12 protein-coding genes are annotated in these 12610 nt (G+C 68.7%); 4 read left to right on the top strand and 8 right to left on the bottom strand.

What is annotated here, in order from left to right:
• Positions 1-344 precede the first annotated feature (344 nt).
• The 3 genes from MX571_RS06895 (at position 345) to metX (ending at position 5599) form a co-directional block, all read left to right on the top strand.
• Positions 345-2870, top strand: a complete 2526-nt coding sequence (locus MX571_RS06895; RefSeq protein WP_247414895.1) for a right-handed parallel beta-helix repeat-containing protein — start codon at positions 345-347, stop codon at positions 2868-2870.
• Positions 2871-3047: 177 nt separating this feature from the next.
• Entirely contained in the window at positions 3048-4361 is a 1314-nt protein-coding gene (locus tag MX571_RS06900) for an O-acetylhomoserine aminocarboxypropyltransferase/cysteine synthase family protein (protein ID WP_247414897.1), read from the top strand.
• A complete protein-coding gene (gene metX, locus MX571_RS06905; protein WP_247414898.1) occupies positions 4358-5599 on the top strand; it encodes a homoserine O-acetyltransferase MetX in 1242 nt (413 codons plus the stop codon). The genes MX571_RS06900 and metX overlap by 4 nt, the downstream gene beginning before the upstream one ends.
• Positions 5600-5638: 39 nt before the next feature.
• Here the strand turns inward: metX and MX571_RS06910 are convergent, their stop codons facing one another.
• The 4 genes from MX571_RS06910 to MX571_RS06925 form a co-directional block, all read right to left on the bottom strand.
• The gene (locus MX571_RS06910) at positions 5639-5896 is read right to left on the bottom strand and encodes a hypothetical protein (RefSeq protein ID WP_247414900.1); all 258 of its coding nucleotides are present in this window, start codon (positions 5894-5896) and stop codon (positions 5639-5641) included.
• A 97-nt stretch (positions 5897-5993) separates the two neighbouring features.
• Entirely contained in the window at positions 5994-6935 is a 942-nt protein-coding gene (locus tag MX571_RS06915) for an oxidoreductase (protein WP_247414903.1), read from the bottom strand.
• 106 nt (positions 6936-7041) lie between these two features.
• Positions 7042-7701 carry a phosphoserine phosphatase SerB gene (gene serB / locus MX571_RS06920; RefSeq protein WP_368408993.1) on the bottom strand — a complete coding sequence of 220 codons (660 nt, stop codon included), beginning with the start codon at positions 7699-7701 and terminating at the stop codon, positions 7042-7044.
• 103 nt (positions 7702-7804) lie between these two features.
• Positions 7805-8203, bottom strand: a complete 399-nt coding sequence (locus MX571_RS06925) for a HalOD1 output domain-containing protein (RefSeq protein ID WP_247414905.1) — start codon at positions 8201-8203, stop codon at positions 7805-7807.
• A 228-nt stretch (positions 8204-8431) separates the two neighbouring features.
• Here MX571_RS06925 and serA point away from each other — a divergent pair, with 228 nt between their 5' ends.
• Complete coding sequence (serA, locus tag MX571_RS06930) at positions 8432-10018, top strand: phosphoglycerate dehydrogenase (protein WP_247414907.1); 1587 nt, start codon at positions 8432-8434, stop codon at positions 10016-10018.
• 181 nt (positions 10019-10199) lie between these two features.
• Here serA and MX571_RS06935 read toward each other — a convergent pair whose 3' ends face one another.
• The 4 genes from MX571_RS06935 to MX571_RS06950 all read right to left on the bottom strand — a co-directional run bounded on the left by MX571_RS06935 (position 10200) and on the right by MX571_RS06950 (position 12589).
• On the bottom strand, positions 10200-10451 hold the full coding sequence (locus tag MX571_RS06935) for a hypothetical protein (RefSeq protein ID WP_247414909.1): 252 nt from the start codon (positions 10449-10451) through the stop codon (positions 10200-10202).
• Between the two features lie 76 nt (positions 10452-10527).
• Entirely contained in the window at positions 10528-11868 is a 1341-nt protein-coding gene (gene thrC / locus MX571_RS06940) for a threonine synthase (protein WP_247414911.1), read from the bottom strand.
• Positions 11869-11935: 67 nt separating this feature from the next.
• Positions 11936-12313, bottom strand: a complete 378-nt coding sequence (locus MX571_RS06945; protein ID WP_247414913.1) for a helix-turn-helix domain-containing protein — start codon at positions 12311-12313, stop codon at positions 11936-11938.
• Positions 12314-12349: 36 nt separating this feature from the next.
• Entirely contained in the window at positions 12350-12589 is a 240-nt protein-coding gene (locus tag MX571_RS06950; RefSeq protein WP_247414915.1) for a DUF8001 family protein, read from the bottom strand.
• Positions 12590-12610: the final 21 nt, after the last annotated feature.

A 12610-nucleotide genomic window follows, 5' to 3' on the forward strand; every position in this document is an offset into this window, starting at 1 on the left:
ACCCACCGGCGCCGCGATTGGGGTCGCGTGGCCCCTGGACTCGATGCACTCCTCTCCCTCACCGAGTATCTCACTCGTCTTTCAATACTTCGTGATACTCCGGGCGCAAGACGAGTGTCTCAGCGGCCGTGAGACGGATGTTCTCCCGATACTGTCATTTTTTGATGGGAACAACATACTTGAACTCGTGAATAGTTCTACTCGAATGTAGGATTTAATCCCTGTACTTTTGTGAAAGCGGAAATTGAAGGGTGGTACTCTCTCCGAAGAATGACTATCTCGCCAGGTATTGGGACGTCTACCACAATTTATTTACCTCAGACAGCACCCGCTTGCGTCGAGACATGTCGGAGCGAAACAGTGCGGACGAGGAGTTCGAGAGTCACAACTATGCGACAACCAATGACACACCATCGTCGGGCGACGACGAGAATCAAGGGGGCCGGTTCGGGAGTATCGACCGGCGACAGTACCTGAAGCTGGGGGCTGCGACGGCGGCCGGTGCGGTCGCGTTCTCGGGGCGGTCGACGGCGGAGACGCGAGACGGCGTCTCGTTCGACCGGGTGGTGAACGCGGTCGACGACCTGGGGATGGACCCCAACGGCAACGAAGCGATCGACAGCGAACTCGACAGCGCCTGGGGTTCCGGGACGCTCATCGAGTTCCCGCCGGGCGAGTACCTGGTGACGGAGGAGCACGGCTACTACAACGACGACAACGTCGGCATGGTCGGCACGACCGGCGACCGCTCCGACGTCGAGTTCGTCTTCCCGACGGGCTACGAGCAGCGGTTCCTGAACGTCCGGTTCGGCAGCGACTGGCTGTTCGGCGACTTCACGATCCAGCAGAGCGACGACTGGGAGACTGGCGTCGGCTGTTCGTTCGCCCCCGACGGTGACGCGACGATCAAGAACATCGAGGTCGCCGGGAACAACCCGCGGAACACCTACCGCAGTCTCGCGCTGAACGTCTACAGTTCGGACGGCGAGCTGACCCTCGACGGCTACGTTCGCACCGGCGCGAGCGACGTCGGCGACTACCCGAGCGGGACGCAGGCGCTACTCATCGACCCCTCCAACGAGGGGACCATCTACATCCGGGACGCTCACATCGAGAACGCGGGCGAGAACGGCATCTACGGCAGTCGCAGCTCGGGCGAGGTCCGTATCGAAGACAGCTACTTCGCCAACAACGACATCGCCTCGGTCCGTATCGCGGGCGACGGCTCGTACGTGAAGGACTCGACGTTCGTCGTCGACATCGACGACGCGGACAACCGTGGTGACTTCGACAACCCACGTGCGCTGTGGATCGAGTCGGGCCCCCACGGCTACACCGGGAGCTCCGTCGAGAACTGCGACTTCATCCTGAAGTCGGCGGACCACTGTGACGGCCTCGTCCGCATCCAGCCGACGGCGGGCGACGTCGACATCGAGAACTGTCGGTTCCAGAACGAGACCCGGTTCCCGACCGTGTTCGCGGAGGAACCGGACGACATCTCCGGAAGCGGTCCGGTCACCGTCCGGAACTGCAGCATCACCGGCGGTGCCGCGAACCCGCGACGGGCGGCCATCGAACTGATCGGCCGCGACGGCTCGCTGGTGAGCGACTGTTGCATCTCGATGGACGGCGAGCAGAACGGCGTCACCGTCCGGAACGCGAGCAACTGTACGGTCCGTCGGTCGACCATCGACGTGAACGGCACGGCGCTGTACACGCCCGGTTCGAGCGTCGGCACCGGCTCGCTCTCGTACAGTGGAAGCTGCCCCCTCCCGAGCGACGACGGGGCCGGCGCCGGCGGCGACGTCGGCGGCTCCCGCGGGGACTCCGAGGAGACCAGCGATTCGGAGAGCGGCGACGACGGCTCCGAGAGCAGTGACGACGGCTCGGACGGCGGCGACGACTCGGACGACGCCGAAGCCCAGACCGCCGACACCTCCGGTGGGACGCGGCGACTGGTGCTCACGGGCGACGGGTTCGCACCGTACGAGTTCTCGGTCAGCGGCGACCTGGAGTTCGACTCCCGGTTCGGGACCGAGGACAGCATCGACGGCTCGACGGCGAGCGGCTTCCTCGTCGGCGGCACGGACGGCTACGAGTTCACCGGCGACATCACGTCGTTCGACGTCGAGGGGTCGGCGACGGTGCGCCTGGACGGCGAGACGGTCGACCCGTCCTCGCTGGGCGACGGGTCGAGCGGCGGCGATTCCGACTCCGAGTCGAGCGAGAGCGAGTCCGACGACTCCTCGAGCTCCGACGGTGGCTCGTCCGGGGGCATGCACGCCCTGACGCTGTCGGGCGACGGTCTCGCGCCGTACGAGTTCTCGGTCAGCGGCGACGTCGGCTTCGACCCGACGTTCGGGACCGAGGACCGCATCGACGGTTCGACGGTGACCGGCTTCCTCGTCGGCGGCACCGACAAGTACCAGTTCGACGGCGACATCACGTCGTTCGACGTCGAGGGGTCGGCGACGGTGCGCCTGGACGGCGAGACGGTCGACCCGTCTTCGCTGGGTGACGGGAGTTCGGGCGGGTCGAGCGGCGACGATTCCGACTCCGAGTCGGAGGAGTCCGACTCCGAGTCGAGCGACTCCGACGACTCGTCGGGGGCCGACGGGACGCTCGGCAACGTCCTCATGCTCAACTCCGACGACTTCGCGCCGTACGACATCGAGGTCAGCGGCGACATCGCGTTCGACCCGAACTACGGTACGGAGGACTCGCTCGGCGACGGCAGCGCCAGCGGGTTCCTCGTCGGCGGCACCGACGTCTACCGGTTCTCCGGGGACATCACCGGCTTCGAGTACGAGGGCAGCGTCGACGCGCAGCTCAACGGCGAGTCCGTCGATCCGTCCTCGCTCGGGAACTGAGACGCGGTCGAGACGCGGTCTCTCACTCCTCTCGCTGTTTCTCTCCGTCTTCGGTTCGCTTCCGTCCAGTGTCGACTCTCTGCCGGCTCCTCAGCCGCGTATGACAGTGATTCGCAAGACAGCAAGCGTTGCCGTAACTGTGGGTTATTTGTCTTCGAAGACGTATGCACGATAGACATGAGAAACGACGAGACCGGGCCCGGTGGGGCGGGTGACACCGCCGCTGGCTGGGGGTTCGGGACGCGCTGCGTCCACGCGGGCGAGCGCGGCGGTCCAGCCACCGACGCGGCGGCGACGCCGCTGTACCAGACCACCTCCTACGAGTTCCCGGACGCCGACACCGCGGCCGACCGGTACGCGCTGGCCGACGACGGGAACGTCTACAGTCGCGTCTCCAACCCGACGGTCGCCACGCTCGAACGCCGACTCGCCGACCTGGAGAACGGGACGGGCGCACTCTGCACCGCCTCCGGGATGGCGGCGTTCGACGCGGCGACGCTCGTCCTCGCCAGCGCGGGCGACAACGTCGTCAGCGCCTCGTCCATCTACGGCGGCACGCACGCGTATCTCACACACACCGCCAGCAGACGGGGCATCGATGCGCGGTTCGTCGACACGCTCGACCCGGAGGCGTACGCCGAGGCCATCGACGAGGACACCGCGTACGTCCACCTGGAGACCATCGGGAACCCGTCGCTGATAACGGCGGACATCGAGGCCGTCGCCGACGTGGCTCACGAACGCGGCGTCCCGCTGTTCGTCGACAACACGTTCGCCACGCCGGCGCTCTGTCGACCGCTCGACCACGGCGCGGACCTCGTCTGGGAGTCGACCACGAAGTGGATACACGGCGCGGGCACGACGCTCGGCGGCGTCCTCGTCGACGGGGGGACGTTCCCGTGGGGCGACTACCCCGAGAAGTTCCCCGAGGTCGGCGGCGAGAACCCGGCGTTCCATGGCGTCCGCTTCTCGGAGCGATACGGGGACAGGGCGTTCGTCGAGACGGCCCGCCAGCGCGGGACCCGTTCGCTCGGCGACTCGCAGTCGCCGTTCGACGCCTGGGTCACCCTCCAGGGCCTCCAGACGCTCGCGCTGCGGATGGAGCGCCACTGTTCGAACGCCCAGCACGTCGCCGAGTACCTCGACGACCATCCCGACGTCGCGTGGGTGACCTACCCCGGTCTGGACGCACACGAGACGCACAGCGCCGCCACACGCTATCTCGACGGTGGCTACGGGGGAGTCGTCGCGTTCGGTCTCGAAGGCGGCTACGAGGCCGGCAAGCGCCTCTGTGAGGACGTCGAGCTGAGTCGCTTCCTCGCGAACATCGGCGACGCGAAGACGCTCGTCATCCACCCCGCCTCGACGACCCACGCGCAGTTGACCGAAGCGGAACAGCGAGCGTCGGGCGTGACGCCCGACCTCGTGCGGCTCTCGGTGGGTATCGAGGACCCGGAGGACGTCGTGGCCGACCTGGAGGTGGCGATATGAACGAGCGCGTCGACCTCGGGCAGTTCGAGTTCGACTGCGGCCAGTCCATCGAGCGCCTCGAACTCACCTACGAGACGTACGGCGAACGGAACGCCGACGACTCGAACGTCGTCCTCGTCTGCCACGCGCTGACCGGGAGTCACAACGTCGCGCAGAACCCGAACCGGGCGCTGACCGACGGCGGTACCTCGCCCGCCGACCAGGCGACGGCGTGGTGGGACGACGTCGTCGGCCCCGGCAAGACCATCGACACGCGCGAGTTCTTCGTCGTCTGCGCGACGGTGCCGGGGTCGTGTTACGGCTCTTCGGGTCCCGCGAGCGTGAACCCCGAGACGGGCGAGTGTTACGGCACCGACTTCCCGCCGGTCACCGTCGGCGACTGGACGCGGTCGCAGGCCCGCCTGCTCGACCACCTCGGTATCGACCGCCTCGCGTGCGTCCTCGGCGGGTCGGTCGGCGGCATGAACGCGCTCGACTGGGCGCGACGCTACCCGGACCGCGTCGACCGCGTCGCCGCGATCGCCACCGGCGCACGTCTCGACGCCCAGTTGCTCGCGCTGGACGGCATCGCCCGTCGCGCCATCACCACCGACCCCGACTGGCAGGACGGCGACTACTACGGCACCGGCCGCGAACCCTCCGAGGGGCTGGCGCTCGCCCGGCAGCTCGCGCACGTCACCTACCTCTCGAAGGACTCGATGGACGACCGGTTCGGCCGCCGGAGCGCGACCCGCGACGAGGGGCAGGGCGCGTCGTTCGCCAGCGACCCCGGCGCGTCGTTCTTCCCGTACCGGGACGTGGAGTCGTACCTCGACTACAACGCCGACCGGTTCACCGACCGCTTCGACGCCAACGCCTACCTCTACCTCACCCGCGCGATGGACGAGTTCGACCTCGCGGCGGGCTACCGCGACCTGGCGGACGCGTTGTCCGCGTTCGACGGTGAAGCGCTCGTCCTCTCGTACACCGGCGACTGGCACTTCACGGCCGCGCAGGGCGAGCGCATCGCCGAGGCGTTCCGTTCGTCGGGCACGAGCGTCGCCCACACCGTCGTCGACTCGGAGTACGGCCACGACGCGTTCCTCGCGCACCCGGAGACGCTCGACGCGCCGCTCCGGGACTTCCTGAGCGACGGCGTCCGGGGCGGTGCGGTCCGCGACGACGGCGCGGAACACGCGGGCGACGACGAGCGCCCCCGGTTCGCGCCGGTCCACGCGAGTCTGTTCGGGCAGGGGTAGTTCGGCCGACCCGAAGCTCCGGAACCTGTTCTCACCGGATTACCGCAAGAAGACGACCGCACCGACGCCGACCACGACGGCGGCGGCGTACGCGGGGTGACCGGCGAGCACCTCGCCGACGAGGGCGAGCGGCACCGTCTGGAGGGTCGTCCCCGGTTCGGTCACGGTCCGGACGCGTACTGCGAGCACCCACATCGCGGCGACGGCCATCACCGCTCCCGAGAGGACCAGCGGGCGGTCGTTCAGCCAGCCGAGGACGCCCCCGACGAGTCGACCGGGGAGGGCGACGGGGTTCATGGTCGAGCCCACGATACGTAACAGTATAAGAACGCGTCAGACGGACGGCAGACGGCGTGCGGGGCGGAGATTCTCCCGTGGGGCTGCGACGAGCGAGTCAGGCCCGTGTCGGCACCGGGAGCGAGTAGGTGACGCCGGTGGCGTTCTCGGAGTACTCCCAGAGGCGGCGTGCGGCGTCCTGGTCGTGCGAGCGCTCGCTCGACTCGACGCGCTCGGGGCCGCCGCGCATCTCCATGAACCCGTCCGGGCCGTAGTACGCGCCGCCGACCACGTCCGGGGCCGTCGCGGCGTACAGCGTCGGGAGCACGCCCTGCTCCGCCGACTGGGCGAACAGGCGGTTGGCGAGGTTCATCAGCAGGCCGCGGAGTCGCGAGCCCTGCATCTCCGGGGCGCGGCCCTGGAGGTTCGTCGCGGCGTAGCCGGGGTGGGCCGCGACGCTCAGCGCGTCCGCGTCGCTGGCCTCGAAGCGGCGCTGGAGCTCGTAGGCGAACAGCAGGTTCGCCAGTTTGCTCTGGGCGTACGCGCCCCACTCGTCGTACTCGACCTCGCCGTGCAGGTCCCCGAAGCGCATCTTCCCGCGGGTGTGGACGCCGCTGCTGACCGTCACGACGCGAGGGTCGTCGGCCGCCAGCACCGAGTCGAGCAGGAGACCGGTGAGCGCGAAGTGGCCGAGGTGGTTGACGCCGAACTGCATCTCGAACCCGTCTTCCGTCTCGCGACGGGGGATCGCCATGATGCCCGCGTTGTTGACGAGGACGTCGAGGTCGTCGTGTCGGCGCTCGAACCGCTCGGCGAACGAGCGAATCGAGGCGAGGTCCGCCAGGTCGAGTTCGAGCAGTTCGAGCGAGGCGTCGGGCGTCTCCTCGCGGACGCGGCTCGCGGCGTCGCGGCCGCGGTCGGTACTGCGGCAGGCGAGGACCACGTGGGCGTCCGCCGCCGCCAGCGCGCGACTCGCCTCGAAGCCGAGACCGCTGTTCGCACCCGTGACGACGACGGTCCGCCCCGACTGGTCGGGGATGCGGTCGGCGTCCCAGTTCATCGCTCACCCGTCAGTGTTCGGCGTGGCTGGAGGTCCATACGTACCGTTCGGATGGCTCGACAAATAGCGTGTCGGCCTGCGGTCCGGCCTTCCCGGCCCCGCCGACTCACAGCAGGCCCCGCTCGGCGAACAGGTCGTGCAGGTCGGCCATCGACGTGACGACCGTGTCGCAGGCCGGTTCGACCGCCGGTTTCGGGTCGTAGCCGACGGCGAGGTCGGCGACCTCCAGCATCGGGAGGTCGTTCGCGCCGTCGCCGACGGCGACCGTCTCCGACATCGACACGCCGAGGGTGTCGGCCAGGTCGCGGAGGGCGTCGTCCTTCGTCCCCTCGACGAGCGGTCCCTCCACCTCGCCGGTGAGCTTCCCGTCCGCTATCGGGAGGCGGTTGGCGACGATGCTGTCGACGGCCGCACCGTCACGGGCGAGGGCGGCCTCGACGCCCCGTTCGAACCCGCCGGTGAGGATGGCGACGTGGTGACCGGCGTCGTGGAGGGCGGCGACCACGTCCGCCGCACCGGGTCGCAACGCCACGTCGCCGAACGCGCTCTCGGCGCTCTCGGCGCTGAGTCCCTCCAGCAGGGCCGTTCGCTGGCGGAGGCTCTCCGCGTAGTCGAGTTCGTCGTTCATCGCCCGCTCGGTGATGCGGGCCATGTCATCTGCGGCACCGACGCGCCGTCCCAGCAGGACGGTCATCTCGGAGTCTGATAGCGTACCGTCGAAGTCGAACGCGACGAGCATACGCGCCGGTTCGGCGGCGGGGGCCATACCTACGGCGGTCCGTGCAGTTCCTGTCGACGGGACCGGCTGCCAGCGACCGCAATCGGGACCGCCTACCGGACCGGTCTGGACAGGCCGACGAGCGGCGCGCTCACCCGTCGTCCGTCGAATCCGTCTCGTCTATCGAGTCCACCAGGTCCATCGAATCCGTCGCGTCGGACGCGTCGGCGGACGTCGACGCGGACGCTTGTGGGTCGTCGTACAGCGACACGCTGCCACTGCCGGTGATCCTGACCACCACGTCGTGGTACGAGAACGCCACCGACTCGACGTTCATCGCCCGACTCTCGTCGTCCAGCAGGTGGTCGAGCGCGTCCCAGTCGACGCGCTCGCCGAGGGGTGACTCGTGGGTCAGGTCGACGTCACGCGTGCGTTCGATGAGGTCGACGACCGTCGTGAGCAGTTCACCCTCACCGGGGACGAACTCGCTCGTCGAGAGCGGGTCGCCGTCGAGAGGGCGTTCGGACGGGTTCGACGCAGGGCCATCCATTCATTTCAGAATGAAGATTCTCGACACAAAGCAGTTGGCCCAAACTGATTGGGTATCGAAACAGTCCTGTCGGCCGAGCGGGGTCATCGACCCTCACATCTGTGGCTCTATCGGACGACGGCTCGGTACGCCACGAGGTGGCGGCCGCGAGGTGACAGGTACCGCCCCGCCCACGCAAGGTTGGCTGGCATCGCAAACGGTTATTCGCGGGCACCGTGAGGGTGGTGCATGAAGGTACTCGTCACGGACCCCATCGCGGACGCGGGTCTGGACCGACTCCGCGAGGCGGGGTTCGACGTGGTGACGGCGTACGACGCGGAAGGCGACCGACTACACGAGGCGGTCAGCGACGCCGTGGCGCTCATCGTGCGCTCGGGCACCGAGGTGGACGCCGAACTGCTCGACGCCGCGCCGGACCTCGTCATCGTCGGACGGGCGGGCATCGGCGTCGACAACATCGACATCGACGCCGCCACCGACCGCGGCGTCATCGTCGCCAACGCCCCCGAGGGGAACGTCCGGGCCGCCGCCGAGCACACCGTGGCGATGGCATTCGCCGCCGCCCGCTCCATCCCGCAGGCGCACGTCCGACTCAAGGACGGCGAGTGGGCCAAGAGCGAGTTCCTCGGGACGGAACTCAACGGCAAGACCCTCGGTATCGTCGGCCTCGGCCGGGTCGGCCAGGAGGTGGCGAAGAAACTCGGCAACATCGGGATGGACCTGGTCGCGTACGACCCGTACATCAGCGAGACGCGCGCCGACCAGCTCGGGGCGGAGCTCTCGGACCTGGAGACGGTCCTCGACCGCGCGGACTTCTGTACCGTCCACACGCCGCTGACGCCCGAGACGGCGAACATGCTCGGCGAGGAGCAGCTCCAGCGACTGGAGGGCGGCTACCTCGTCAACTGCGCTCGCGGCGGCATCGTCGACGAGGAGGCGCTCGCGGCGGCCGTCGCCGACGGGACGCTCAAGGGCGCAGCTCTGGACGTGTTCGCAGACGAACCGCTCGACCCCGACTCCCCGCTGCTCGACGTGGACGAGGTGGTCGTCACGCCCCACCTCGGCGCGTCGACGGAGGCCGCCCAGGAGAACGTCGCGACCAGCACCGCCGACCAGGTCGTCGCCGCACTCAACGAGGAACCGGTCATCAACGCGCTCAACGCGCCCTCTGTCGACCGGGCCGCGTTCCCGCGCATCCGACCGTACATCGACCTCGCCGAGACCGCCGGGCGCATCGCCGTCGGCCTCTACGACGGCCGTATCAACGAGGTCGAGGTGGAGTACGCCGGCGACATCGCCGAAGAGGAGGTCGACCTCGTCACCGCGAGCGCACTTCGAGGCGTGTTCCGCCCGCTAGAGAGCCGCGTCAACACCGTCAACGCGAACCAGATCGCCGAGGAGCGCGGCATCGATGTCACGGAGTCGAAGACCTCCCAGTCGGACGTGTTCCAGTCGCGGGTGAGCGTCATCGTCACCGACGGCGACAGCGAGGTCCGCGTCTGCGGGACGCTGTTCGCGGGCGACGACCCGCGCATCGTCCAGATCGACGGCTACCGCGTGGACGCCATCCCCCACGGCCACATGCTCGTCGCCCGCAACCACGACAAGCCCGGCGTCATCGGCCTCATCGGCACCGTCCTCGGCGACCACGACATCAACATCGCCGGGATGTTCAACGGCCGCGAGACCATCGGCGGCGAGGCGCTCACCGTCTACTCGCTCGACAGCGAGGTCCCCGAGGACGTCGTCGACGACATCGAGTCCGACGAGCGCATCATCCGCGCGCAGTATCTCGACCTGAACAACGAGGAGTAACCCGCCTCCTCTCCACGACCGGGACTCGTTCCACTGCGAACGTTCACGTAGAAAGCGGCGACCACCGCCGTCCGTGTTCTGACGAACCGCTGCGAGCGGTCTCACGGGGCAGCACGACCTCACCCCGGAAGGGAGTTCGACACCGCCGCTCGCAGTCCGCCGCAGGTGTCGGCTGTTCGACTCACTCCTCGTCGTCCCAGACGAGTTCGATACTCAACGACGCATCACAGGCGACGTCCCGATCGACGCTCTCGCTGTCTCCCTCGTCGCTCCCGTAGCTGCGGCAGCGACCGGTCTCCAGTATCTCTGCGACGTAGGCGGGCGAGCCACAGCGCGGACAGTCGAGGTAGTGGCCGTCGTCGTCCTCGTGGAGCGAGTCGGGTTCGAGTTCCATCCGGGCGGGTGCGGCGTCTCCGTCGATGTCGGTGCTCATGCTACTGGGGACAGCAGAACCGGGGATAGCCGTGTGGCCTGCAGGGTCACGCCGGGTCACCGACTGGACCGACGAGCTACGGCAGGCGACGACGGAGTCGCCCGACGATGCTCGACGACCGTCCTTCGAGGTGCGCCAGCACCGCGTCGGTGTCGTTGGCGACCGGTTCGGGGTCGCTCCCGGCGGCCGCGGCCGCGTCGGGGTCCTTCAGCAGGTGCCCCGTCGTGAGACAGACCACGTCCTCGCCCGCGTCGACCACCTCGTCCTCGCGGAGTCGGCGGAGGCCCGCCACGCTCGCGGCGCTGGCCGGTTCGACGCCGATACCCTCGGCCGCGAGCGCCCGCTGGGCGTCGGTTATCTCGTCGTCGGAGACGGCGACGGCCGTACCGTCGGTCTCGCGGATACCCGGCAGGGCCTTCGGCGCATTGACCGGGTTGCCGATGCGGATGGCCGTGGCGATGGTCTCCACCTCGTCCCAGCGCCGCACCTCGTCGTTACCCTCCTCGACGGCCTCGACCATCGGCGCGGCTCCCTCGGCCTGGACGCCGGTGAGTTTCGGCACGTCGCCGGGGGCGAGCGCGTCGGCTTCGACGAGTTCGCGGAACACCTTGTACAGCGCGGCGGTGTTGCCCGCGTTACCCACCGGCAGGACGATGCGGTCGGGGAACCTGCCCTCCTCGGCGTAGAACCGTTCGAGAATCTCGTAGCCGATGGTCTTCTGACCCTCCAGTCGGAAGGGGTTCAGCGAGTTCAGCAGGTACGCCTCGTCGCGGTTCGCGAGGTCCTGCACGATGTCGAGACAGGAGTCGAAGTTCCCGTCGACCTCCAGGATGCGCGCGCCGTGGAGGGCCGCTTGTGCGACCTTCCCGGCGGCGACCTTCCCGGTGGGGAGCAGGACGAGCGTCTCCAGCCCCGCCCGCCCACCGTACGCCGCCAGTGCGGCGCTCGTGTTGCCCGTCGACGCGCAGGCGAGGCGGTCGACGCCGAGTTCCTGGGCGACGCGGACGCCCACGGTCATCCCGCGGTCCTTGAAACTCCCCGTCGGGTTCATCCCCTCGTGTTTGATGCGGAGGTTGCGGACGCCGAGGTCCTCCTCCAGTCGCGGGGCCTCGTACAGCGGCGTGTCGCCCTCGGGGAGCGAGACGCCCTCCTCGAACGGGAGCGCTGCGCTGTATCGCCAGACGCCGAGGCTGTCGCCGTCGGCGACGGTCGGGCGGGCGGTGTCGCCGTCACCGTCGCCGAAGTCGGCGAACGTCGGGTACTCCTCGTAGCGCGCCTCCAGCAGGCCGCCGCACTCGGAACAGGTGTAGATTACCTCCTCGAACGGCGCGAACGTCTCGCCGCACTCGATGCAGGCCAGCCAGACGCCGTCGTCGGCCGTCTCGGGCGTCTCCGTCGAGAGGTCCAGGTCTGCCATTGGCGCACCTGCGAGGGTGCGGACCAAAAAGCGGCCGGTCCGCGCGGGTTCTGCCGCGCCCGGCGAACTACTCGCCGTACTCGTCGATGCGGTCGTGAACGTACGCCGACCACTCGTCGAGCGTCTCGTGCATCATCCCCTTCGCCTCGTCGAGCGGCGTCGCGGTGTACTGGTAGACGTGGCCGCCCCCGTCGAGGAGGCGGCGTCGGCGTTCGGCGAGGCCCTTCTCGCGCAGCGTCGACAGCGATCGGTTGACGTTCGAGCGGTCGCGGTCGACCACCTCGGCGAGTTCGGCGACGGTCGTACCGGGGTTGTCGAGCAACGTGAGGTACGTCTCGGACTCGTGGTGCTGGACGCCGAAGACGCAGGCGAGGACGTCGGCGAACGACGGCGCTTCGTCGACCATCAGTTCGCGGAACTGGTTCGGACTCGGGTCCGGGTCCATGAGGGGGAGTACGGTCGAACTGTGGATAAATCCACGTTACGCGTCGGCCGCGTAGCCGTTCTTCACGATGCAGGTCCGCATCTCCTCGGCGGTGGGGTGCTTGTGGAGGCGCGTCGGCGTGTCGCAGTAGTACGTCTCGCCGTCGAAACGCAGCGTCACCTCGTGCGGCTCGTCGAGGAAGGTCGTCGTGACGACGATGCGTTCGCCCGCTTCGAGTCGTTCGAGCAGTTCGTCGGTGCTGTACTCGCCCGCGTCCACCGTAGTCGGCCCACCCATCGTCCGTACTGAGGAAGCGAC

This window comes from Halomarina salina, from assembly GCF_023074835.1.
Taxonomy (GTDB): Archaea; Halobacteriota; Halobacteria; order Halobacteriales; family Haloarculaceae; genus Halomarina; species Halomarina salina.